The following is a 23,191-nucleotide window of genomic DNA, read 5'->3' on the forward strand; positions in this document are numbered from 1 at the left end:
ACAATGCCTGCTTGTAACAGCGCTTGTAATAAAAAAGCAGTGCTTGCCCTGTTTTGAAACACCGGGGTGCAGTGTTAAAAGTAGTCCCAGTTGCACCTGTTAACTTTTTTACCTGCCTGGATTGGGCAGTTTTTATAGTCATTCAACAGATGGACGCGCCATAGGCGCAGGAAAAGTAGCGTTTTGAAGAAATCCACCGCAGCACCTAAACCAGCCGTCGTTCCGCTCTGGCGCCAGCATTTGCACTACCGACTCAAGGAAGGTGCATTGATCGCCATCGGCGCCTTGTGCCTGTTCCTGATGATGGCCTTGCTGACCTATGGCAAGGACGATCCGGGCTGGAGCCATAACAGCAAGATCGACGACGTGCAGAACTTCGGCGGTCCGGTGGGCTCCTACAGCGCCGATATCCTGTTCATGGTGCTGGGTTACTTCGCCTACATCTTCCCGCTGCTGCTGGCGGTCAAAATCTACCAGATCTTCCGTCAGCGCCACGAACCGTGGCAGTGGAGCGGCTGGCTGTTCTCCTGGCGCCTGATCGGCCTGGTGTTCCTGGTGTTGTCGGGCGCGGCGCTGGCGCATATCCATTTTCATGCGGCGACCGGTCTGCCGGCCGGTGCAGGTGGCGCGTTGGGCGAAAGCCTTGGCGACCTGGCCCGCAACGCCTTGAACATCCAGGGCAGCACGCTGTTGTTCATCGCCCTGTTCCTGTTTGGCCTGACGGTGTTCACTGACCTGTCGTGGTTCAAGGTGATGGACCTTACCGGCAAGATCACCCTCGACCTGTTCGAACTGTTCCAGGGCGCAGCCAATCGCTGGTGGGCCGCCCGTGTCGAACGCAAGCAATTGGTCGCCCAGTTGCGTGAAGTCGACGACCGCGTCCACGACGTTGTGGCGCCGACCGTCACCGACAAACGCGAGCAAGCCAAGGTCAAGGAACGCCTGATCGAACGCGAACAAGCCCTGAGCAAGCACATGTCGGACCGCGAGAAGCAGGTTCCGCCCGTGATTGCCCCAGCGCCGTCCAAACCGGCCGCGCCGAGCAAGCGCGTGGAGAAAGAGAAGCAGGCGCCGTTGTTCGTCGACAGCGCCGTGGAAGGTACCTTGCCGCCGATCTCGATTCTCGACCCGGCAGAAAAGAAACAACTCAATTACTCGCCCGAATCCCTGGCTGCGGTTGGCCACTTGCTGGAAATCAAGCTCAAGGAATTCGGCGTCGAAGTCACCGTGGATTCGATTCACCCCGGCCCGGTAATTACCCGTTACGAAATCCAGCCGGCCGCAGGCGTCAAGGTCAGCCGCATTTCCAACCTGGCGAAAGACCTGGCGCGTTCCCTGGCCGTGACCAGCGTGCGGGTGGTGGAAGTGATTCCGGGCAAGACCACCGTCGGTATCGAGATCCCTAACGAAGATCGGCAGATCGTGCGCTTCTCCGAAGTGCTGTCATCGCCCGAGTACGACAACTTCAAATCGCCGGTCACCCTGGCCCTGGGCCACGACATCGGTGGCAAGCCGGTCATCACCGATCTGGCGAAAATGCCCCACTTGCTGGTGGCCGGTACGACCGGTTCCGGTAAGTCGGTGGGTGTGAACGCGATGATCCTGTCGATCCTGTTCAAGTCCGGCCCGGAAGACGCCAAGCTGATCATGATCGACCCGAAAATGCTTGAGCTGTCGATCTACGAAGGCATTCCGCACTTACTCTGCCCGGTGGTCACCGACATGAAGGACGCGGCCAATGCCCTGCGCTGGAGCGTGGCGGAGATGGAGCGTCGCTACAAACTGATGGCGAAGATGGGCGTGCGTAACCTGTCGGGCTTCAACCAGAAGGTCAAGGATGCGGAGGAGGCGGGTACGCCGCTGTCCGATCCGCTGTACAAGCGCGAAAGCATCCACGACGAAGCACCGCTGCTGCACAAACTGCCGACCATCGTGGTGGTCGTCGACGAATTCGCCGACATGATGATGATCGTCGGCAAGAAGGTTGAAGAACTGATCGCGCGTATCGCCCAGAAGGCCCGTGCGGCCGGTATCCACTTGATCCTCGCGACCCAGCGTCCGTCGGTTGACGTGATCACCGGTCTGATCAAGGCCAACATTCCGACGCGCATGGCGTTCCAGGTATCGAGCAAGATCGACTCCCGGACCATCATCGACCAGGGTGGCGCCGAACAACTGCTGGGCCACGGTGACATGCTCTACATGCCGCCGGGCACCAGTCTGCCGATCCGGGTCCACGGCGCGTTCGTATCCGATGACGAAGTTCACCGGGTGGTTGAAGCCTGGAAGCTGCGCGGAGCACCGGAATACAACGACGAGATCCTGGCCGGTGTCGAAGAGCCGGGTAGCGGCTTTGAAGGCGGTAGCGGCGGCGATGAAGACAGTGAATCCGACGCGCTCTACGACGAAGCCGTGCAGTTCGTGCTGGAAAGCCGTCGCGCTTCCATCTCGGCGGTTCAGCGCAAGCTGAAAATCGGCTACAACCGCGCCGCACGCATGATCGAAGCCATGGAAATGGCCGGGGTCGTGACGTCCATGAATACCAACGGTTCGCGCGAAGTCCTGGCCCCTGGCCCGGTGCGCGACTGATTGAACTGAAAAGCGGTGGAGCAATGACGCACCGCCGCATCCCCACGCATATCAAGAGGACTCCCATGCGTCTTATCCGCATGCTGTTGCTGCCGGTACTGGCTTTGACCACACTCTCGGCCCACGCCGATGACAAGGACGTGGCGCGCCTGACCCAATTGCTGGAAACATCCAAGACCCTGACCGCGCGTTTCTCGCAGCTGACACTGGATGGCAGCGGCACCCAATTGCAGGAAACCGCTGGCGACATGTCGCTGCAGCGTCCGGGCCTGTTCTACTGGCACACCAATGCGCCGGCTGAACAAACCATGGTGTCCGACGGCAAGAAAGTCACCCTGTGGGACCCGGACCTGGAACAGGTCACCATCAAGACCCTCGACCTGCGACTGACCCAGACCCCGGCCTTGCTGCTGTCCGGTGACGTGTCCAAGATCAGCCAGAGCTTCGACATCAGCGCCAAGGAAGCCGGCGGCGTGATCGACTTCACCTTGAAGCCAAAAACCAAGGACACCCTGTTCGACAGCCTGCGCCTGTCGTTCCGCAATGGCCTGGTCAATGACATGCAGTTGATCGACAGCGTCGGTCAGCGCACCAATATCCTGTTCACCGGCGTGAAGGCCAACGAGCCGATCCCGGCGTCCAAGTTCAAATTCGACATCCCCAAGGGTGCGGACGTGATCCAGGAATAACCCGCAAGCCCTGTAGGAGCGAAGCTTGTGTGGCGAGGGGGCTTGCCCCCGTTCGGCTGCGAAGCAGTCGTAAAATCCACAGGCGTGGTATGGCTGTTACACCGCGATTGCAGGTTTTGGGGCCGCTTCGCGACCCAACGGGGGCAAGCCCCCTCGCCACAGGTTTTTCTCCAAGCGTGAGAGCAACGTAATAACTCGAGGTTTTAACTGTACGTGATGGACCTGTTTCGCAGTGCCCCGATTGCTCAACCCTTGGCCGCTCGCCTGCGCGCAGCCAATCTGGATGAGTACGTCGGTCAGGAACACCTGCTCGCTCGCGGCAAGCCTTTGCGTGAAGCGCTGGAGCAGGGTGCCCTGCACTCGATGATCTTCTGGGGGCCGCCGGGAGTAGGCAAAACCACCCTGGCGCGGCTGCTGGCGGAAGTCTCGGATGCGCATTTCGAAACGGTGTCGGCGGTATTGGCCGGCGTGAAGGAAATCCGTCAGGCGGTGGAAATCGCCAAGCAGCAGGCCGGCCAGTACGGCAAGCGCACCATCCTGTTTGTCGATGAAGTGCACCGCTTCAACAAGGCCCAGCAGGATGCTTTCCTGCCGTACGTGGAAGACGGCACGCTGATTTTCATCGGCGCGACCACCGAAAACCCATCCTTCGAACTCAACAACGCCTTGCTCTCACGCGCGCGCGTCTACGTGCTCAAAAGCCTCGACGAAGCAGCCCTGCGCAAATTGGTGCACCGCGCGCTGACCGAAGAGCGTGGCCTGGGCAAACGGCAACTGACCCTCAGCGATGAGGGCTTCCAGATGTTGCTGTCCGCCGCCGATGGCGATGGCCGGCGTCTGCTCAACCTGCTGGAAAACGCTTCCGACCTCGCGGAAGACGACAGCGAGATCGGCATCGATCTGCTGCAAAGTCTGCTCGGCGACACCCGTCGGCGTTTCGACAAGGGCGGCGAAGCGTTCTACGACCAGATTTCCGCACTGCATAAATCCGTACGCGGCTCCAACCCCGACGGCGCGTTGTACTGGTTCGCGCGTATGATCGACGGCGGTTGCGATCCGCTATACCTGGCCCGGCGCGTGGTGCGCATGGCCAGCGAAGACATCGGTAATGCCGACCCGCGCGCTCTGAGCCTGTGTCTGGCAGCGTGGGAAGTGCAGGAGCGCCTCGGCAGCCCCGAAGGCGAGTTGGCGGTGGCCCAAGCCATCACCTATTTGGCCTGCGCGCCGAAAAGCAACGCGGTGTACATGGGTTTCAAAGCCGCAATGCGCAGCGCCACCGAGCACGGTTCGCTGGAAGTGCCGCTGCACCTGCGCAATGCGCCGACCAAGCTGATGAAGCAATTGGGTTACGGTGATGAATACCGTTATGCCCACGATGAGCCGGACGCCTATGCCGCCGGCGAAGACTACTTCCCGGAAGAGCTTGAGCCACAACCGTTCTATCAACCGGTGCCGCGCGGCCTGGAATTGAAGATCGGCGAGAAGCTCAACCACCTTGCGCAACTTGATCGTCTGAGCCCCCGGCAGCGGAGAAAATAGTGCTTCCATTGATCGTTGCAGTTTCCGTCGGCGGGATCGCCGGCACGCTGTTGCGCTTCGCCACCGGCAATTGGGTCAACGCTAATTGGCCGCGGCACTTCTATACCGCGACGCTGGCCGTTAATATCGTCGGCTGTTTGCTGATCGGCGTTCTATACGGTCTGTTTTTGATACGCCCGGAGGTGCCGATTGAGGTGCGCGCCGGGTTGATGGTCGGCTTCCTCGGGGGGCTGACGACTTTTTCATCCTTTTCACTGGATACGGTGCGCCTGCTTGAAAGCGGGCAAGTGCCGCTGGCCCTGGGCTATGCTGCCATCAGCGTATTCGGCGGGCTGCTCGCCACCTGGGCTGGCCTGTCCTTGACCAAACTTTGATAAACGAGAGACCGACATGCTCGATTCCAAACTGTTACGTAGCAACCTTCAGGACGTAGCGGACCGCCTGGCATCCCGTGGCTACACGCTGGATGTTGCGCGCATCGAAGCGCTGGAAGAACAGCGCAAGACCGTCCAGACCCGCACCGAAGCACTGCAGGCTGAACGTAATGCGCGCTCCAAATCCATCGGTCAGGCCAAGCAGCGCGGTGAAGACATCGCGCCGTTGATGGCTGACGTCGAGCGCATGGCGAACGAATTGAGCGCCGGCAAGGTTGAACTGGACCAGATCCAGACCGACCTGGACTCGATCCTGCTCGGTATCCCTAACCTGCCGCATGAATCCGTACCTGTCGGCGCAGACGAAGACGGCAACGTCGAAGTGCGCCGCTGGGGCACCCCGACTGCTTTCGATTTCCCGATTCAGGACCACGTGGCCCTGGGCGAGAAGTTTGGTTGGCTGGATTTCGAAACCGCCGCCAAGCTGTCCGGCGCACGCTTTGCGTTGCTGCGTGGCCCGATCGCCCGTCTGCACCGCGCTCTGGCGCAGTTCATGATCAACCTGCACACCAGCGAACACGGTTACGAAGAGGCCTACACGCCTTATCTGGTCCAGGCGCCGGCCCTGCAAGGCACTGGCCAGTTGCCGAAATTCGAAGAAGACCTGTTCAAGATCAGCCGCGAAGGCGAAGCCGATCTGTACTTGATCCCGACCGCCGAAGTGTCGCTGACCAACATCGTTGCCGGCGAAATCGTCGATTCGAAACTGCTGCCGATCAAGTTCGTTGCCCACACCCCGTGCTTCCGCAGTGAAGCCGGCGCGTCGGGTCGCGATACGCGCGGCATGATCCGCCAACACCAGTTCGACAAAGTCGAGATGGTCCAGATCGTTGAGCCATCGACTTCGATGGATGCGCTGGAAAGCCTGACCGCCAACGCCGAGAAAGTCCTGCAACTGCTGGAACTGCCTTATCGAACCTTGGCGCTGTGCACCGGCGACATGGGCTTCAGCGCAGTCAAGACTTACGACCTGGAAGTGTGGATTCCGAGCCAGGACAAGTACCGCGAAATCTCGTCGTGCTCCAACTGCGGCGATTTCCAGGCGCGTCGTATGCAAGCGCGTTTCCGTAACCCGGAAACCGGCAAGCCTGAACTGGTTCACACCCTGAACGGTTCCGGCCTGGCGGTCGGTCGTACTCTGGTGGCGGTGCTGGAAAACTACCAGCAGGCCGACGGTTCGATCCGTGTGCCAGCCGTACTGAAACCGTACATGGGTGGCCTCGAGGTCATCGGCTAAATGGACTATCTGCCGCTGTTTCATAACCTGCGCGGCAGTCGTGTGTTGGTCGTCGGCGGCGGGGAGATTGCCTTGCGCAAGTCCCGCCTGCTGGCCGAAGCCGGTGCGCTGCTGCGGGTGGTCGCACCTGAAATCGAACCGCAATTGCGCGAACTGGTGACCGGCAGCGGTGGCGAGTGCCTGTTGCGTGGCTACGTCGAAACGGATCTGGACGGTTGCGGGCTGATCATCGCCGCTACCGACGACGAACCGTTGAACGCGCAAGTGTCTGCCGATGCCCATCGGCGTTGCGTGCCGGTCAACGTGGTGGATGCGCCAGCCCTGTGCAGCGTGATCTTCCCGGCGATTGTCGACCGTTCGCCACTGATTGTTGCCATCTCCAGCGGCGGCGATGCGCCGGTGCTGGCGCGGCTGATCCGGGCGAAAATCGAAACCTGGATTCCTTCCACCTACGGTCAACTGGCCGGTCTGGCGGCGCGCTTCCGCAATCAGGTCAAAGGCCTGCTGCCGGATGTGCAGCAGCGTCGGGCGTTCTGGGAAGATGTTTTCCAGGGCCCGATTGCCGACCGGCAACTGGCCGGGCAGGGCGCTGAGGCCGAGCGCTTGTTGCTGGCGAAAATCGCTGGCGAGCCGCCGACAAAAACCGGTGAAGTGTATTTGGTCGGTGCCGGACCGGGCGATCCGGACCTGCTGACCTTCCGCGCTTTACGCCTGATGCAACAAGCTGACGTGGTGCTGTACGACCGCTTGGTGGCCCCGGCGATTCTGGATTTATGCCGTCGCGATGCCGAACGGGTCTACGTCGGCAAGCGTCGCTCCGATCACGCCGTGCCGCAGGATCAGATCAACAAGCAATTGGTGGATCTGGCCAAGGCCGGTAAACGCGTGGTGCGATTGAAGGGCGGTGATCCGTTCATCTTCGGCCGTGGCGGTGAAGAGATCGAAGAACTCGCGGCCCATGGCATCCCGTTCCAGGTTGTGCCGGGCATTACGGCGGCCAGTGGTTGCGCGGCGTATGCCGGGATTCCGCTGACGCACCGTGATTACGCGCAGTCGGTGCGATTTGTCACCGGGCATCTTAAGGACGGTTCCACCGATTTGCCTTGGGCTGACTTGGTTGCGCCGGCGCAAACCCTGGTGTTTTACATGGGACTGGTGGGCTTGCCGATCATCTGCGAGCAGTTGATCAAACATGGTCGCGCATCCGATACCCCGGCGGCGTTGATCCAGCAGGGTACCACCGTCAATCAGCGGGTGTTTACCGGCACGTTGGCTGATCTTCCGCAAATGGTGGCGGAGCATGAAGTGCATGCGCCGACGCTGGTAATCGTTGGAGAAGTGGTGCAACTGCGCGAGAAACTGGCGTGGTTTGAAGGCGCTCAGGCGCAGGTCTGACCTGTGGCGAGGGGGCTTGCCCCCGTTGGGGCGCGTAGCGGCCCTGAAGCGGCGAGCGAGTTCTGGCTGAAAAGACCGCGCTCGCTGTTTTGCGACTGCTTCGCAGCCGAACGGGGGCAAGCCCCCTCGCCACAATTGATCGTGCCCACCCTCAGGTTTCAGCAGCGTATCAGGCCCTGCGCCAAACCCCTTTCCCACTCAACCGCGCCCGATCATGGGCCGCTGTGAAATCCTGCGCCGGACCTTTCGGCACAACACCCGTCGGATTGATGGTTTTGTGACTGCCGTAGTAGTGATTCTTGATGTGTTCAAAATCCACGGTCTCGGCAATCCCCGGCCACTGGTACAACTCGCGCAACCAGTTCGACAAATTCGGATAATCGGCAATCCGCCGGAGGTTGCACTTGAAGTGCCCGTAATACACCGCGTCAAAGCGAATCAGCGTAGTGAACAACCGAATGTCCGCTTCCGTCAGGTATTCACCGACCAGATAGCGGTTCTCACCCAGTAACAATTCCAGGCGATCCAGCTCGGCAAACACGTCATCGAACGCTTCTTCATACGCCTGCTGCGACGTGGCAAACCCGGCGCGGTACACGCCGTTATTCACGGCCGGATAAATCCGATCGTTCAACGCATCGATCTCGCCGCGCAACGGTGCCGGGTAGAAATCCAGGTCATTGCCGGTCAGGTCATCGAAGGCGCTGTTGAACATGCGGATGATCTCCGCCGATTCATTGCTGACGATGCGCTGCTGCTGTTTGTCCCACAGCACCGGCACGGTGACGCGGCCGGTGTAGTCGGCGGTGTCGGCGGTGTAGCGCTGATGCATAAAGTTGAAGTGATCGAGTTTGTCGCCGGTGGAGCCGAGATTCTTGTCGAAGGTCCAGCCGTTTTCCAGCATCAACCAACTGACCACGGACACATCGATCAGGGATTCGAGGCCTTTGAGTTTGCGCAGGATCAGCGTGCGGTGCGCCCACGGGCAGGCGAGGGACACGTAGAGGTGATAGCGACCGGTCTCGGCGGCGAAACCACCGATACCGCTCGGGCCGGGTTGGCCATCGGCGGTCACCCAGTTGCGACGCTGCGCCTGCTCGCGCTGGAACGCGCCGTCCTTGCTACTTTCGTACCACTGGTCGTGCCAGCGGCCTTCAACTAACAAACCCATTTCAAGACTCCTCAACCAATAAGCGTTGGAGAGGAGTCTATGCGCATAGGTTCGATAAAATAGCGCAAAGGTTGGGCGGTTATGATCGGTTAAATCGATCTGTCACGCGCATCCCAGTAGTGTCTGGCGGTTTCGAAGGCTTGTTCGCGGGTCTGACCGAGGCCGCGCATGGCCAGGGCCATGGTCGAAATCAGCGCCATTTGCGGGTAGCTGTCGACCACATCTCCGCGCCATACGGCTTTCAGATGCTCAGGATCAAGGCTCGCCGGTTTGACGTGGCGCTGCGCCGACAACTGCGGCCATTCCTCGTCCCAGCTCTCGCCGCCGGTGGTGCCGTACAAATGACTGTCGGCGTCCGGGTTGATCTCGATTTCGCCGCCATCGCCCTTGACCACAATCGCGGTGTCGCCGAGCAAGCCGCTGGCATCGCGATGCACGGCTTGATAGCCCGGATGGAAAATACTTTGCAGACCACAGCGCGCGCCCAACGGATTGAGAATGCGCGTGAGGGAGTGTATCGGCGAACGCAGGCCCAAGGTATTGCGCAGGTCGATCATCCGTTGAAGCTGCGGTGCCCAATCCACCAGCGGCATAAATGCCAGACCGCCGTTATCCAGCGCTTCACCCACCTGTTGCCAGTCGCGACACAACGGGATCTTTAATTCTTCCAGCAGTTGCTCGCTGTATAGCCGACCCGCCGTGTGCGCGCCGCCGCCGTGCATGAAAATCCGCACGCCGTTTTGCGCCAGGCACTTGGCCGCGAGCAAGTACCATGGCAGATGGCGCTTCTTGCCGGCATACGTCGGCCAATCCAGATCGACCTGCAAGGCCGGGGGCTGCAACCGTTCACGCAAGGCTTCGGTAAACCCGGCCATCTCTTCGGCGCTTTCTTCCTTGTGCCGCAACAGCATCAGGAAGGCGCCGAGTTGGGTGTCCTCGACCTTGTCGTCCAGCACGAAGCCCATGGCTTCCCGGGCTTCGTCGCGGGTCAGGTCACGGGCGCCGCGCTTGCCTTTGCCGAGGATGCGCACGAACTGGGCGAACGGGTGCTCGGCGGGCGTTTCGAGGGTCAGTGCAGGAAAGTCGGTCATAAGCAATTCGTCGGTTTGGGCAGGCCCGCCAGTTTTGCGGCGAGTTTGGCAGGGGTGCCTTTGAACAGTCGGTTCAGGTGCAGGCTGTTGCCTTTTTCCGGGCCGAGCTTCAACGCGGTGTACTTGATCAGCGGCCGGGTCGCCGGGGACAACTGGAATTCGTCGTAGAAGCTGCGCAGCAGTTCGAGGATTTCCCAGTGCTCGGGGCTCAACTCGATGTCTTCGGCCGCAGCGAGGGCGCTGGCCACGTCGTTGGACCAGTCACTCAGTTCGACCAGGAAGCCATCCTTGTCCAGCTCGATGGAGCGGGCGCCGACGGTCAGGGAATTCATAGCCAACTGTTGACCTTGTCATAGCTGATCGACAATTCGACGAAGGCCGGGTAATCGATGGCTTCGGCCCAGTCCGGCACATTCAGCGCCCGGGCCTGGGCGTCTTCGGCCAGCACGAACAGTTTCAGGTTGCGAGCGATCAGCGTGTTGAACGGCGCAGTGCCCGGTTGCAAGGCATACGCCGCGTCGCCGGACAGCAGCAGCGCGTCGTTGGCGTCGATCACGCGCAGGCAACTGGTCAGGCGATCGTCGCCGAACGGGGAATGAGACAACACATGCAAAGTCGACATCAGAGGGTGATCACCTGGTCGTAACGGTCGATAAGGGCGGTGATTTCGGCGGCGGCCAGCACCTGGGCTTCTTCCAGCGCCAGAGCGCTCGGGTCCAGGCCACGTTCGGCGGCGCTGTCGGCGCAGACAAACAGGTCCTCGACACCAAACATCGGCAGCGCTTGCAGGTTGGCGCTCAGGTCTTTCTGTTGCAAAGCCTTGGCGTCCTGTTTCGCGGCGAGCTGGAACACCCCGTCATCGAGAAACAGCAGGCCAATCGGCAGATCGAACGCGCCGCCGGCCAGCACGATGTCCAGCGCTTCCCGCGCGCTCGGCCCGGACCATGGCGCCTGACGGCTGATAATCAGTAGTGATTTAGCCATCTCACGCGCCTCCGAAACAGATCAGGCGATCGGCGTCTTGCACCGCGTCGTGCAACTGGCCCAGACCAGACAATTCCCACGGCGCACCGACGGCTACCGCTTCGCGTTGATAGCGCTTGGCTTCTTCATCGTTCAACACGCCCCGACGCAGGGCGGCGGCGATGCACACCACGCCGTCCAGTTGATGCTCGGCGACAAACGCGCGCCATTGCTTGGGCAAGTCCTGCTCATCCTGGGGCGTGACCACGCTGCCGGACGCGTTGTAGACGCCGTCCTGATAGAAAAACAGCCGGACAATCTCATGCCCGCCGGCCAGCGCAGCCTGGGCGAACAGCAAGGCACGGCGCGAGGAGGGCGCATGGGCGGCGGAAAACAGCGCGATGGCGAACTTCATGACGGACTCGATCAGCAAAACTGCGGCCATGATAAAGCTTTATCGGCGGGGCGGCGAAGGGCGTTTGATCGTGGACCAAGGCTGGCGGTGAAACTGGCCGGCATGGACACCACCGGCCCACTGTGGGAGCGGGCTTGCTCGCGAAGAGGGAGTGTCAGTCGCCATCATTGTTGCCTGACACACCGCATTCGCGAGCAAGCCCGCTCCCACAGTGGATCGGTGTTTGATCATTAGCGCGGCATATAGCCCAACTGCCACCGCCGCGGAATCTTCAACGACAGCAACCCCACCATCCCGGCCAACAACCCGCTGACAAACAGCGCCTTGAGCCCCAGATGATGTTCCAGCACCGCACCGAGGATTGCGCCGGCAAACATGCCGGTCCAGGGAATCAACTGCACCCGCCAGCCATTGCGCCGTTCGCCGAGCATCCAACGCCCCAGGCCCCGGCCAAACCGCGACAAGGCGCCGGTGACGTAGGTCAGGCCGACGGGCAGGCCGTTCACTTCTTCCACGGCCGCATTGAGCATGCCCATGGCGATGATCGCCGCCAGCAGCGCCGGCAGTTGCTCGTCATACGGCCACGCGGCGGCGCCGCAGAGCAGGGTGGCGATGCACAACAGCAATGGCAGCGCCCGCCGCCCGCCGAGGCGGCTGACGACAATACCCAGCGCGTTGCCGACGATGAACGTTGCCACAAGAATCAACAAGCGCAGCGTTAGCCCAAAGTCGCCATCACTGATCGCCACGGCGAGGCGGGTGGTGTTGCCGCTCATAAAGGACACGAAGTCGCCGCTGGCCATGAAGCCGATGGCGTCGGTCATGCCGGCGAGCACCGACAGCGTGGCCACCAGCGTCATGCCGATGCGCCCACGCCATTTCTGAATATGCAGATGACCCGGGCTGGCCCGGTGAGTCGAGGCGGATGGCAGCATTGGCGTAAATCGTCCTCAGATAGTGACCGTCGCGGTCACTTGCTCAATCCATATAACTCGCAATACTCCAGCCAGTCCATGCCAGCCATTTCCGCCACTTCCTTGTGCACTTCCATGCGCTGCGCCTGATAGTCCTCGGCGGAGGCGGCGGTCAGTTGCAACGTCAGCTCCCAGGCAAACAGGTCCAGGCGCTCGGCCTCGGCTTCGAAGGCTTCGTGCAAGCGCTCGTCGCGGTACTGGGCCGGGGTTTCACCCTTGGCCTGGGCGAGCAGGGGGTTGAGGTTGTCGAGCTCGTGGCGCAATTCCGGGCGCTCATCGAGAAACTTTTTCAGTGCCTGCTCGTGTTGCTGTTCGGTGGCTGCCATGGTCGCTCCTTGCAGGTCAGGTTACGAAGACTGCTTCTTGGCCTTGGCCGCTGCGGCCAGGCATTCGAGGGCGAACTGCTCCGGGTAGGTCATCTGGATCGGCGTGGTTTCGCCCTTGACGGTCCGTTCGCCGTCGAGGATGTAGCGAATCCGCTTGTCGGTGACGCCGATGCGCTTGGCGATCCAGGAAGGGGTCTGACCGATCTGGCTGATCAGCTTGTCCGCGTATTCGGCGGTTGGTTTGTAAAATTCGGCGTTGGGTGTCATGTGGCTTTCCAGAAAAAGAGGTGATGCGCTATTAATTGCGCGACAGGGTGCGCGAATCGTCACGCGGTGTCGCGGTATAAATGAAGTAAAGCAGAACGATACGCCGCGCCACGGTGATACAGTCCGCTTTTTCTTGATGAGCGAACACAATGCGAATTCTGATGGTGGCGCTGGCCGCAACCCTGCTGGCGGGCTGCGCGGGCTCGGTAATGGAAGACTCCCGCACCAAATCCCCGACCAAGGTCCTGAACTCGGACAAACCTGAAAAAGTCGTCGCCCAGTGCGTGCAATTCGCCTGGCAGGACGAAGCGGTATTCGGGGTGGACGCCGGGGCTTATCTGCAGCCGGGCAAGAAGGGTGGTTCGACGGTGTATACCCGGTCGGCGGAAGTGTTTGTGGACTTGAGCAGCGATGCTTCCGGGACGCAGTTGAGTTTCTACTCGCAGCACGATGATTTTGTGAGCAAGCGCCGGTTGGCGGCGTTGGCGACTTGTTTGTAATTGATGGCAGATGAAGATCTCCTGTGGGAGCGGGCTTGCTCGCGAAGGCGGTTTATCATTCAGCATTGATGTCGGCTGACACACCGCCTTCGCGAGCAAGCCCGCTCTCACAGGGGGATTTGTGTTTAAAGGGGATGAATAAGGCGCTTCTGGAAAAAGTGGCGCTTATCCCCCGGCGGGTAATCAACAATCTGCCCAAACTCGCTGTACCCCAGCTTCTTGTAGAACTCCGGCGCCTGGAAACTGAAGGTGTCGAGCCAGATCCCTACGCATTCATTCTCCTGCGCCAGTTCTTCGGCCATCTGCATCAGTTTCGAGCCCAGCCCCAGTCCCCGACCTTCTTCCGGTACCGACAACAGCTCGATAAACAGCCATTGGTAAAACACCCGGCCATAAAGTCCGCCGAGGATCTCGCCGTTGTCGTCGCGCACCAGCAACGCAACCGGCTCTGGTTTGGCGAGCCCCGCTTGCGCCGCGTTATAGGTGCGCAGCGGTGCAAGGATGGCCTCGCGCTCTTCGTTGGTGGGATCTTGCGAGCGTTCGATACGCAATCTCATGGCTATGTCCTTATGGCGGTGACCCCGGAGATTATCTGGCTCGCCGACTTTGTTCCATCCCCGAACGCCAGTGGAACCGTCGCTCGCGCGCAGATGTCTAGCCTCTAGAGCGTCAATTCAGAACGCGGCCATGAGGATAGCCAATGAACATTTTCGAAGCCTTGCGCGAAAGCCACGACCGCCAGCGCAGCTATGCGGACGCGCTGATCAAGACCAGCGGCGACACCCCGGAACGGGTCGAAGCCTATAAGCAGCTCAAAGCTGAACTCCAGGCCCACGAGACTGCTGAGGAACGGCATTTCTACATCCCGCTGATGGAGTTCGACAACGGCGTCGACCTGAGCCGCCACGCCATCTCCGAGCACCACGAGATGGACGAAATGATGGAGACCCTGGACGAGACCGAGATGTCGGATCCGACGTGGTTGGTGACGGCGAAAAAACTCTCCGAGAAGGTCCATCACCACCTGAAGGAAGAAGAGCAGAAGTTCTTCCAGATGGCCGGCAAGTTGCTCGACGACAAGCAGAAAGAGTCCCTCGCCGGCAAATACGAAAAGGAATACAAGGAACAACTTTCTTGAGCTGAGAAGGGTTCCGATTGCTGCCTCGCACTGTAGGTTTTCACCTACAGGGGCTGTAGGAGTTGGCTCAAATTACTGGCTGTATATCCAGTGTTTGCGGGAAATTAGCCAAGCAGGCAGCAGCGGCAACGAGAATCCGCTCGGTGGACAAAAAAAGCAGCTCCGTTAGGTTGAAGGCCTCTCCTCAGGAAGGAGAGTTCATCAATCAACGGAGTGAAAAAAATGAACAAACCACAGACTCAACCCGAACTGCGACACGGTCGTGTCACATCCCCTTCCAGCCGCGGCGCCGTCGCTGTCGAGCTGGGACTGCTGGGTAACTGGCAGGTCAATGAAATGGAAGGTGGCAAGAACTTCCCGTCGCTGACTGCCGGCCCGTTCCCCGCGCCGTATCAAACCGACAGTGACAGCGTTACGCCTCCGGCCGATAGTTTCATCCTCAGCGGTGGCAAGACCGATGCCCGTGACTGCATCAACTTCACCAACGAAGAACTGAGCAAAAAACTCAACCGGCCGTTTGCCTGGCCGCTGCTGAACGTCGACCCTGGCCAGACCTTCAAGGTCACCTGGGAATACACCGCACCGCACGTCACCCGTGGTTATCGCTGGCTGATCACCAAGGATGGCTGGGATTCGAAGCAGCGCATCTCCCGCGCACAGCTTGAAACCAAGCCGTTCGCCGAGGATTTCTACACCCAGGTCCCGTACTACAGCCATTCCGCCGAAATGAAGGCCAAGGTCAACCACGAAGTGACACTGCCGGCCAACAAAAAAGGCCATCACGTGATCGTGTTGATGTGGATCGTCGCCAACACCGGCAACGCCTTCTATCAAGCGTTCGACGTGGACTTCAAGTAAGTCCGCAGCGTTAACCCACCCCCCGTTCTGAAGGAATAGAACATGTCTAAATTCGACTTTACGTTATTGAAATCCGCCGTCAGCGACGCTGCGTCGTTGATGCCGAGCATCGCCGGTAAAAAGATCCTCATGGGTTTCTGGCACAACTGGCCTGCCGGGCCGAGCGACGGTTACCAGCGCGGCCAGTTCGCCAACATCGCGCTGCAGGATGTGCCGAAGGATTACAACGTGGTGGCCGTGGCCTTCATGAAAGGCAACGGCATCCCTACCTTCAAACCGTACAACCTGTCCGATGCCGAGTTCCGGCGCCAGGTCGGTGTGCTGAACAGCCAGGGCCGCGCGGTGCTGATTTCCCTCGGTGGTGCCGATGCGCACATCGAATTGCACAAAGGCAACGAACAGCCACTGGCCAACGAAATCATCCGTCTGGTGGAAACCTACGGCTTCGATGGCCTGGACATCGATCTTGAACAGAGCGCGATTGATTTCGCCGACAACAAGACCGTCCTGCCTGCCGCGCTGAAACTGGTCAAGGACCATTACGCCGGTGAAGGCAAACACTTCATCATCAGCATGGCGCCGGAGTTTCCGTACCTGACCACCGCTGGCAAATACGTCGGTTACCTCCAGGCCCTGGAAGGTTATTACGACTTCATCGCCCCGCAGTATTACAACCAGGGCGGTGACGGGATCTGGGTGCAGGAAGCCAACAACGGCAACGGTGCGTGGATCGCCCAGAACAACGACGCGATGAAAGAAGACTTCCTGTTCTACCTGACCGAAAGTCTGGTGAGCGGGACTCGCGGCTTCACCAGGATCCCGGCGGACAAGTTTGTGATCGGCCTGCCGGCCAACGTCGACGCGGCGGCCACCGGCTACGTGATCAACCCGGCGGCAGTGGTGAATGCCTTCAAGCGTCTGGACGCCAAAGGGCTCTCGATCAAAGGCCTGATGACCTGGTCGGTGAACTGGGACAATGGCGTCAACAAGGACCACGTGCCGTACAACTGGGAATTCAGTCGTCGCTACGGGCCGTTGATCAACGGCAAGCGGTTGTCTTCCCATGAGGAAGCGCTCGCGGCAACCGAAGTCGCTAACACGCTGTAAAAAAGAAGCCCGGCAGAGATGCCGGGCTTTTTGGTTTTCGCCTACCATGGGGGTCCTCTCACGAAAAAAGGATGCGTTGTGATGGCGAATACAGCCGACCGGGTCAACCTCATTGACTCCCAGGTGTTGTCCCACGACTGGTACCTGCTGAAGAAAATCACCTTCGACTATCAGCGTAACAACGGCGAATGGCAGCGCCAGACCCGCGAGGTCTATGACCGTGGCAATGGTGCGGCGATTCTGCTGTTCAACCGTGAGAAGCGGACCGTGGTGCTGACGCGTCAGTTTCGGCTACCGGTGTTCGTCAACGGTCACGATGGTTTGCTGATCGAAGTGGCAGCCGGACTGCTGGAGGGCGCCGATCCCGAAGAACGCATCCGCGCTGAAGCCGAAGAAGAAACCGGCTATCGCGTTCATCACGTGCAGAAAGTCTTCGAGTCCTACATGAGCCCCGGCTCGGTGACCGAAAAGCTGCACTTCTTCATCGCTGAATACGACGCTGCGTCGAAAGTCAGTGATGGCGGCGGTCTGGAAGAAGAGACCGAAGAGATGGAAGTGCTGGAGTGGAAATTCGACGAGGCACTTGAGGCGTTTTATCGCGGAGAGATCTGCGATGCGAAGACGATAATGCTGCTGCAATATGCTGCGATGAAGAACCTCTTCACAGAATCCTGAATCTGACTGTGGCGAGCGAGCTTGCTCGCGCTGGGTTGCGAAGCAGCCCCAAGGTCCTGGCCAGTGCTACGCACTGGAGCGGGAGCAAGCTCCCTCGCCACAAAGGGCCGCTCGGTCAAAACAAATCACCCGTTCTGCCAGCCCCCGACCACTCGCACCCCTCCAGCGTCAGCAATCTCTCCTTGGCCTCAAGCCCCCCGGCAAACCCGGTCAACTTCCCCGACGCCCCGATCACCCGATGGCACGGCGCCACAATCGAGATCGGGTTCTTGCCATTCGCCGCGCCCACCGCCCGAACCGCGCTGGGATTGCCGATTTGCTCGGCAATCTGGCTGTAGCTGCGGGTCTCGCCAAATGGAATGGTCAGCAGCGCCTGCCAGACCTTTTTCTGAAAGTCGGTCCCGGCAAAAAAAATTAGCTCCAGGTCGAAGCGGTTTCGTGTGCCGGCAAAGTATTCCTGCAACTGTTGAACGGTACGCAGCAGGATCGGGTTGTCCGGCGCTTCATCCATCGGCCCGAGTCGGACCCGGTTCGGTTTGTCGTTTTCCCAGAGGATGGCCGCCAGTCTTGAACCGTTCGCGACCAGCTTCAACTCGCCAACCGGGGAGGCCATGGTGGTGAAGGTGTAGCGCATGCCGGCGAACTCCGAAAACGGCTGAATAGAGGGCAAGCATACTGCCTGATCGGGGAGGCGCAATACGTAATCCGAGCCATACTGGCTACTGCTCTTGAAGCGTTCCCTCTGTTATTGCAGAGCCTAAAAACAAAAAAGAGACCGAATCATGAAGTTCGAACCTTTTGCCAAATCGCTGATTGCGACCTCATTGGCGCTCAGCTGCCTCAGTGCTTACGCAGCCTCCGTGGCCCCGGTCGCGGCCGAAAATGGCATGGTGGTCACGGCCCAGCATCTGGCCAGCCACGTCGGCGTGGATGAACTGAAGAACGGCGGCAACGCGGTAGATGCCGCAGTCGCGGTCGCCTATGCGCTGGCGGTGGTCTATCCCGCAGCGGGCAACCTGGGCGGGGGCGGTTTCATGACCATTCAACTGGCGGACGGGCGCAAGACCTTCCTCGATTTCCGCGAAAAAGCCCCGCTGGCCGCTACCGCCAATATGTACCTGGACAAGGACGGCAACGTCGTTCCGGACCTGAGCACCCGTGGCCACTTGGCCGTGGGTGTGCCGGGCACCGTGTCCGGTATGGAACTGGCCCTGAGCAAATACGGGACCAAGCCGCGCAAGGAAGTGATAGCGCCGGCGATCAAACTGGCTGAAGACGGTTTTGAGCTGGAGCAGGGCGATGTTGATCTGCTGGAGTACGCCACCGATGTCTTCAAAAAAGACATGCGCGACTCGGGCTCGATTTTCCTGAGCAACGGCGAGCCGATGCAGGTCGGGCAGAAGCTGGTGCAAAAAGACCTCGCGAAGACCCTGCGGGAAATCTCCGAGAAGGGCGCCGACGGTTTCTATAAAGGTTGGGTGGCTGACGCCATCGTCACTTCCAGCCAGGCCAACAAAGGCATCATCACCCAGGCCGACCTCGACAAATACAAAACCCGCGAACTGGCCCCGGTGGAGTGCGATTACCGTGGCTACCACGTGGTCTCGGCGCCACCGCCAAGCTCCGGCGGTGTAGTGATCTGCGAGATCATGAACATCCTCGACGGCTACCCGATGAAAGACTTGGGCTACCACTCGGCCCAGGGCATGCACTATCAGATAGAAGCGATGCGCCACGCCTATGTGGACCGCAACAGCTACCTCGGCGACCCGGATTTCGTGAAGAACCCGATCGCTCACCTGCTGGACAAAAACTACGCGACCAAACTGCGCACCGCGATTCAACCGCAGAAGGCCGGCGTGTCCCGCGAGATCAAACCCGGCGTAGCGCCGCATGAAGGCAGCAACACCACGCACTTTTCCATCGTGGACAAATGGGGCAACGCGGTCTCGATGACCTACACCCTCAACGACTGGTTCGGCGCCGGGGTCATGGCGAGCAAAACCGGGGTCATCCTCAACGATGAAATGGACGACTTCACCTCGAAAATCGGTGTGCCGAACATGTACGGCCTGGTGCAAGGGGAGGCCAACGCCATCGCGCCCGGCAAGGCGCCGCTGTCGTCCATGAGCCCGACCATCGTGACCAAGGACGGCAAAGTGGTGATGGTGGTCGGCACGCCGGGCGGCAGCCGCATCATCACCGCGACCTTGCTGACCATCCTCAACGTGATCGATTACGGCATGAACATCCAGGAAGCCGTGGACGCGCCGCGTTTCCATCAGCAGTGGCTGCCGGAAGAAACCAACCTGGAGACTTTCACCACCAGCCCGGACACGGTGAAGCTGCTCGAAAGTTGGGGGCATAAGTTCGCCGGGCCGCAGGATGCCAACCATGTGGCGGCGATCCTGGTCGGCGCGCCTTCGCTGGGCGGCAAGCCGGTGGGCAAGAACCGCTACTACGGGGCGAATGATCCGCGCCGCAATACGGGGCTGTCGCTCGGTTATTGAAGGTTGTCATCAGAGGGGGACGGAGGTATTTTCCGTCCCCTGGCTCACTGATTAATCGAGGAAGGAACCCCATGACCACCGCATTACTCATCATCGACGTCCAACAAGCCCTGTGCAGCGGCGAGTACGAGTGCTTTGAGGTCAAACGCGTCATCGAGAACATCAATGGCCTGAGCGCCAAGGCCAGGGAAACCGGGGTTCCTGTCGTGTTGATCCAGCACGAAGAAAAGGGCGACCTGCTGCAACACGGCTCCAAGGGCTGGCAGTTGGCCGATGGCCTGGAGACTTCATCGCAAGATTTGCGTGTGCGTAAAACCACCCGGGATTCGTTCTACCAGACCCACCTGCAAGCGTTGCTGCAAGACCAGGGCACTGATCGCCTGATTATCTGCGGCCTGCAAACCGACTATTGCGTCAACGCCACCGTGCGCCAGGCTCTGAACCTGGGCTACGACGTGGTGCTTGCCGCCGACGCGCATTCCACCGTCGACAACGGCAACGTCGCGGCCGAAGAAATCATCGCCGAACACAATGCCGACCTGGCCCATTTGACGGGACCTGTGGCGCGGATCGACGTCCTGCCGACCGCGCAAATACGCCTCTAAGCCGCAGCTCCCCAACAGAAAAACACCCGAAGCGACTCATGGTTGTCGCCCCGCGGCCGATCTTTAGTGATCGCGCGGGTGCGCGATCGCGCCTGCCTTCCAGAAACGAATAGTGGACTGATCACAATGACCGGAGTTGTCATGAAACACCTAAAGCTTGCCTGCCTGTTACTGGCAACCACTGCGCTGTTCGGCTGCGCAACCAGCCGCTCGGTGGTCGACATCAATACGCCGCCCGCCGCGAATGGCAATGGCCAGAAAGTGTTTATCAGCGTGTTGGACGAACGCCGTTTCGAACTCAAGCCTGAACTCCCCGAGATTCCGTCCCTCAAGGAAGGCGAAATCACCGATAAATCCATCACCGAACGCGCCATCGCCCGTAAACGCAACGGCTACGGCAAAGGGCTGGGCGACGTGTTGCTGCCAGAAGGCACCAAGCTCAGCGATCTGATCGCCAAGAGCATCGCCGCCGCCTACGGTCAGGCGGGATATCGGGTAGTGCCGAGCAGCGAAAAAACCGTCGATACCCAAGCGGTGACCGTGCACGTCATCGAATTCTGGTCGTGGATGTCGCCAGGCTTCCTGACAGTCGGCGTGAACAACAAAGTGCACTTGAAAGTGGATACCGGCACCTCGAAGCCAATGGTCGAAATCTTCGGGCAAAATCGTGAAGGCGTTCAGGCTGTGACCGACAACGACTGGAAGGAAAGCACTGAACAGGCGCTGAAAACCGTCACTGACACCATGGCCAAGAATCTGTAAGCCTTGGAGTCAACGAAACGGGCGCCATGAGGCGCCCGTTTTCATTAGCGTCTGCGCTCAAATCAAGAATGGAATCTGCCCATGCCCCTCACGTTCTCTCCTGTCATCGTCACAACGTTGCTTTTAGCCGCCTCCGGCGTTGCCCACGCCAGCAGCTTCGACTGCACCAACGCTACCAGCCCCACTGAAAAAGCCATCTGCGCTGACGCCTACACCTCCAATCTCGACCAGAAGCTGGGTGAACTGTGGAGCGCCACGCTGCCCAAAGTCGTCGATCCCAAGGCGCTGAAGACCGACCAGCGCCAATGGCTGAAACAGCGTAATCAGTGCTCGGATAACCTCAGTTGTTTGCGGCAGAAGTACCAGATGCGCATCACCGAACTCGGGCACATGACTACGCCGTTCTCGTGGGACGCCACTTGGCAGATGATTGCGTGGGGTGTATCGACCGGTGGCGAGTTGAAGACCAAGCGTAAGGATTCGACTCACATAACGTTCGACGTCTTGGGGGCGAGTGGCGCCAACATGGGCAATCTGGACGGTATCGCCACGCTCAACGGTACGACGGCGCATTACTCCGAGGGCAATTGCGCGCTGACCTTCATCGCCATGAACGGCGTGCTCGATGTCAATCAAGAGGGCAGTGATGCCGATTGCGGGGCGGGGATGGGCGTATTTTATGCCGGACGATACGTGGCATCGGAGCAATCCCTGGCGGCGGAACGACTTGCTCAGCGTAGGATTAGTGCTTACTCGGCAAGAAGACGACGTGCTGCACAACTTGCTCAAGGACGACTACCAACGGTTGGTCGAGAGCAGCAGTTCGCGGACCATTGGCGACGCATCCAGCGATGTGCCAGACGCTGAAGTCGATGAAATGTGGGTACGCGGGCTCGGCGGTATCAACGCTTCCATTTTCATGCACACCGCAGATTCGCGCTTCTGGCTGGTGCTGATAGTCAGCGACTCGCGGGGCAACCTCCGGGCCCGTTACTACACCAATGTCCCGAGCTGGAAAGGGCGCCTGCCTGAAACACTCAAGCGTTGGTATGACAAACGGGCGGCGGCCGGATCTTTGCCGCTGGACCTGATGCCTTAGCCGGTTGATTGGTATCAATGGCGTGACCGAGGTGGGATTTTGTTCGTTTTTTGCCGCGGTTAAACATGTTTTTGAGTGAGTGTTTAAGGACACCCGGTGTTACGTCATAAACGGCTACAACGCCTTGCGCCTTTACCTACGCGTACGCCAGAATCCGCTGGCTTGTGCGCTTTGACCCCGGCCTCTATCGTTTACCTGCCACTGCTTATCAGTGGTCGGGTTTAGTAGCCCGGTGGTTACCGGTAAGGTGCATGAGCGCCATTCAGTCAGGTCATTCTATGCCTGCACTTGATGGTGGTTGTGCGTAGGGCGCCCTTGGGCGCGCCGGGCTTGCTGGTTCCACCGGTCTACTAACCTGCGTACAGCCGCCACCCTTCTTTTAGTAGAGAACGGTTGCGGCCACAATTTTGGAATCTGATCTATGTTCAAAGTAACGCCGAATCCCCCGCATACACGTCCAGTACCCTACGACGCCTCTCTCGATCTTGATCCCAAGAAAATGAAAGAGGCCGCCGACCGCGCACTCAACTTCTACCTGAACCCCGGGGCGACGAAAACGCAGATACCGCCCCGCAGCCCCAACACCATCTTCACCATCGAAGCGGCGGTGGATGACGAGGCGTTGCTGGTCCAGGCCTACGATTCGTTTTCATTGGCCAGCGTCATGGCCAGCGATTTCGCCGAGCAGATGGAAGGCCCGCAACGCAAGAGGATGCTGCTGTTGCTGCAGGTGATCACAATGGGTGAGCTCGCGGTCAATCGCGTACTGGATAACCACAAGCCTGGGTAGCAGCCAGGCACTGTAGGAGCGAAGCTTGCTCGCGAAGGCGTCAGGCCTGATACACCG

Annotated in this window: 27 protein-coding genes and 1 pseudogene; 17 read left to right on the forward strand and 11 right to left on the reverse strand. The window is 59.9% G+C overall.

Annotation, left to right across the window (positions count from 1 at the left end; genetic code table 11):
- Window positions 1-183 precede the first annotated feature (183 nt).
- The 6 genes from NK667_RS06715 (at window position 184) to cysG (ending at window position 7,883) form a co-directional block, all read left to right on the forward strand.
- Entirely contained in the window at window positions 184-2,589 is a 2,406-nt protein-coding gene (locus NK667_RS06715; protein ID WP_083471288.1) for a DNA translocase FtsK, read from the forward strand.
- Between the two features lie 65 nt (window positions 2,590-2,654).
- On the forward strand, window positions 2,655-3,278 hold the full coding sequence (gene lolA, locus NK667_RS06720) for an outer membrane lipoprotein periplasmic chaperone LolA (RefSeq protein ID WP_054053642.1): 624 nt from the start codon (window positions 2,655-2,657) through the stop codon (window positions 3,276-3,278).
- A 216-nt stretch (window positions 3,279-3,494) separates the two neighbouring features.
- On the forward strand, window positions 3,495-4,817 hold the full coding sequence (locus NK667_RS06725) for a replication-associated recombination protein A (protein ID WP_054614124.1): 1,323 nt from the start codon (window positions 3,495-3,497) through the stop codon (window positions 4,815-4,817).
- Window positions 4,817-5,191, forward strand: coding sequence for a fluoride efflux transporter CrcB (gene crcB, locus NK667_RS06730; protein ID WP_027614675.1), 375 nt, complete (start codon window positions 4,817-4,819; stop codon window positions 5,189-5,191). Before NK667_RS06725 ends, crcB begins: the two co-directional genes overlap by 1 nt.
- A 16-nt stretch (window positions 5,192-5,207) precedes the next feature.
- On the forward strand, window positions 5,208-6,488 hold the full coding sequence (gene serS / locus NK667_RS06735) for a serine--tRNA ligase (RefSeq protein WP_054614125.1): 1,281 nt from the start codon (window positions 5,208-5,210) through the stop codon (window positions 6,486-6,488).
- Window positions 6,489-7,883 carry a siroheme synthase CysG gene (gene cysG, locus NK667_RS06740; RefSeq protein WP_054614126.1) on the forward strand — a complete coding sequence of 465 codons (1,395 nt, stop codon included), beginning with the start codon at window positions 6,489-6,491 and terminating at the stop codon, window positions 7,881-7,883.
- 169 nt (window positions 7,884-8,052) lie between these two features.
- Here the strand turns inward: cysG and NK667_RS06745 are convergent, their stop codons facing one another.
- The 9 genes from NK667_RS06745 to NK667_RS06785 form a co-directional block, all read right to left on the reverse strand.
- Window positions 8,053-9,054, reverse strand: a complete 1,002-nt coding sequence (locus tag NK667_RS06745; RefSeq protein ID WP_054614127.1) for a glutathione S-transferase family protein — start codon at window positions 9,052-9,054, stop codon at window positions 8,053-8,055.
- 89 nt (window positions 9,055-9,143) lie between these two features.
- On the reverse strand, window positions 9,144-10,145 hold the full coding sequence (locus tag NK667_RS06750) for a glycosyl transferase family protein (RefSeq protein ID WP_054614128.1): 1,002 nt from the start codon (window positions 10,143-10,145) through the stop codon (window positions 9,144-9,146).
- Complete coding sequence (locus tag NK667_RS06755; RefSeq protein WP_054614129.1) at window positions 10,142-10,477, reverse strand: TusE/DsrC/DsvC family sulfur relay protein; 336 nt, start codon at window positions 10,475-10,477, stop codon at window positions 10,142-10,144. The genes NK667_RS06750 and NK667_RS06755 overlap by 4 nt, the downstream gene beginning before the upstream one ends.
- Window positions 10,474-10,767, reverse strand: coding sequence for a sulfurtransferase complex subunit TusB (tusB, locus tag NK667_RS06760; RefSeq protein WP_054614130.1), 294 nt, complete (start codon window positions 10,765-10,767; stop codon window positions 10,474-10,476). Before tusB ends, NK667_RS06755 begins: the two co-directional genes overlap by 4 nt.
- Window positions 10,767-11,129: a sulfurtransferase complex subunit TusC gene (tusC, locus tag NK667_RS06765; RefSeq protein WP_054614131.1), complete on the reverse strand. Its 363-nt coding sequence runs from the start codon at window positions 11,127-11,129 to the stop codon at window positions 10,767-10,769. The genes tusB and tusC overlap by 1 nt, the downstream gene beginning before the upstream one ends.
- A 1-nt stretch (window position 11,130) precedes the next feature.
- Window positions 11,131-11,523, reverse strand: a complete 393-nt coding sequence (tusD, locus tag NK667_RS06770; protein ID WP_054614132.1) for a sulfurtransferase complex subunit TusD — start codon at window positions 11,521-11,523, stop codon at window positions 11,131-11,133.
- Window positions 11,524-11,753: 230 nt separating this feature from the next.
- On the reverse strand, window positions 11,754-12,458 hold the full coding sequence (locus tag NK667_RS06775) for a YoaK family protein (RefSeq protein ID WP_054614133.1): 705 nt from the start codon (window positions 12,456-12,458) through the stop codon (window positions 11,754-11,756).
- 35 nt (window positions 12,459-12,493) lie between these two features.
- Window positions 12,494-12,823 (reverse strand): DUF6388 family protein, encoded by a 330-nt coding sequence (locus NK667_RS06780; RefSeq protein ID WP_054614134.1) that lies wholly within the window; start codon window positions 12,821-12,823, stop codon window positions 12,494-12,496.
- Between the two features lie 21 nt (window positions 12,824-12,844).
- On the reverse strand, window positions 12,845-13,090 hold the full coding sequence (locus NK667_RS06785) for a hypothetical protein (protein ID WP_054053620.1): 246 nt from the start codon (window positions 13,088-13,090) through the stop codon (window positions 12,845-12,847).
- A 149-nt stretch (window positions 13,091-13,239) separates the two neighbouring features.
- Here NK667_RS06785 and NK667_RS06790 point away from each other — a divergent pair, with 149 nt between their 5' ends.
- On the forward strand, window positions 13,240-13,590 hold the full coding sequence (locus NK667_RS06790) for a hypothetical protein (RefSeq protein ID WP_054614135.1): 351 nt from the start codon (window positions 13,240-13,242) through the stop codon (window positions 13,588-13,590).
- Window positions 13,591-13,715: 125 nt separating this feature from the next.
- Here the strand turns inward: NK667_RS06790 and NK667_RS06795 are convergent, their stop codons facing one another.
- Window positions 13,716-14,147, reverse strand: coding sequence for a GNAT family N-acetyltransferase (locus NK667_RS06795; protein ID WP_054614136.1), 432 nt, complete (start codon window positions 14,145-14,147; stop codon window positions 13,716-13,718).
- A gap of 143 nt (window positions 14,148-14,290) precedes the next feature.
- Here NK667_RS06795 and NK667_RS06800 point away from each other — a divergent pair, with 143 nt between their 5' ends.
- From NK667_RS06800 to NK667_RS06815, 4 genes and pseudogenes are all read left to right on the forward strand, one after another.
- Window positions 14,291-14,728 carry a hemerythrin domain-containing protein gene (locus NK667_RS06800; protein ID WP_054614137.1) on the forward strand — a complete coding sequence of 146 codons (438 nt, stop codon included), beginning with the start codon at window positions 14,291-14,293 and terminating at the stop codon, window positions 14,726-14,728.
- Between the two features lie 222 nt (window positions 14,729-14,950).
- Window positions 14,951-15,586, forward strand: a complete 636-nt coding sequence (locus tag NK667_RS06805) for a lytic polysaccharide monooxygenase auxiliary activity family 9 protein (RefSeq protein WP_054614138.1) — start codon at window positions 14,951-14,953, stop codon at window positions 15,584-15,586.
- Between the two features lie 42 nt (window positions 15,587-15,628).
- Window positions 15,629-16,630: pseudogene (locus NK667_RS06810) on the forward strand (chitinase); the annotation flags it as partial.
- 144 nt (window positions 16,631-16,774) lie between these two features.
- Window positions 16,775-17,368, forward strand: a complete 594-nt coding sequence (locus NK667_RS06815; protein WP_054614140.1) for an NUDIX domain-containing protein — start codon at window positions 16,775-16,777, stop codon at window positions 17,366-17,368.
- A 115-nt stretch (window positions 17,369-17,483) separates the two neighbouring features.
- On the opposite strand, the gene NK667_RS06820 is transcribed toward NK667_RS06815, so the two are convergent.
- Window positions 17,484-18,002, reverse strand: a complete 519-nt coding sequence (locus NK667_RS06820) for a methylated-DNA--[protein]-cysteine S-methyltransferase (protein WP_054614141.1) — start codon at window positions 18,000-18,002, stop codon at window positions 17,484-17,486.
- A gap of 148 nt (window positions 18,003-18,150) precedes the next feature.
- Here NK667_RS06820 and ggt point away from each other — a divergent pair, with 148 nt between their 5' ends.
- From ggt to NK667_RS06850, 6 genes are all read left to right on the forward strand, one after another.
- The gene (ggt, locus tag NK667_RS06825; protein WP_054053604.1) at window positions 18,151-19,878 is read left to right on the forward strand and encodes a gamma-glutamyltransferase; all 1,728 of its coding nucleotides are present in this window, start codon (window positions 18,151-18,153) and stop codon (window positions 19,876-19,878) included.
- Window positions 19,879-19,949: 71 nt separating this feature from the next.
- Window positions 19,950-20,483 (forward strand): cysteine hydrolase family protein, encoded by a 534-nt coding sequence (locus tag NK667_RS06830; protein WP_054614142.1) that lies wholly within the window; start codon window positions 19,950-19,952, stop codon window positions 20,481-20,483.
- 141 nt (window positions 20,484-20,624) lie between these two features.
- Window positions 20,625-21,245, forward strand: a complete 621-nt coding sequence (locus tag NK667_RS06835) for a YajG family lipoprotein (protein ID WP_054614143.1) — start codon at window positions 20,625-20,627, stop codon at window positions 21,243-21,245.
- 81 nt (window positions 21,246-21,326) lie between these two features.
- Window positions 21,327-22,112, forward strand: coding sequence for a lysozyme inhibitor LprI family protein (locus NK667_RS06840; RefSeq protein ID WP_236708561.1), 786 nt, complete (start codon window positions 21,327-21,329; stop codon window positions 22,110-22,112).
- Between the two features lie 10 nt (window positions 22,113-22,122).
- On the forward strand, window positions 22,123-22,344 hold the full coding sequence (locus NK667_RS06845) for a hypothetical protein (RefSeq protein WP_236708562.1): 222 nt from the start codon (window positions 22,123-22,125) through the stop codon (window positions 22,342-22,344).
- A 421-nt stretch (window positions 22,345-22,765) separates the two neighbouring features.
- Window positions 22,766-23,134: a DUF6124 family protein gene (locus NK667_RS06850; RefSeq protein WP_054053597.1), complete on the forward strand. Its 369-nt coding sequence runs from the start codon at window positions 22,766-22,768 to the stop codon at window positions 23,132-23,134.
- Window positions 23,135-23,191 lie beyond the last annotated feature (57 nt).

The organism is Pseudomonas nunensis, from assembly GCF_024296925.1.
In the GTDB taxonomy this organism is placed as follows: domain Bacteria; phylum Pseudomonadota; class Gammaproteobacteria; order Pseudomonadales; family Pseudomonadaceae; genus Aquipseudomonas; species Aquipseudomonas nunensis.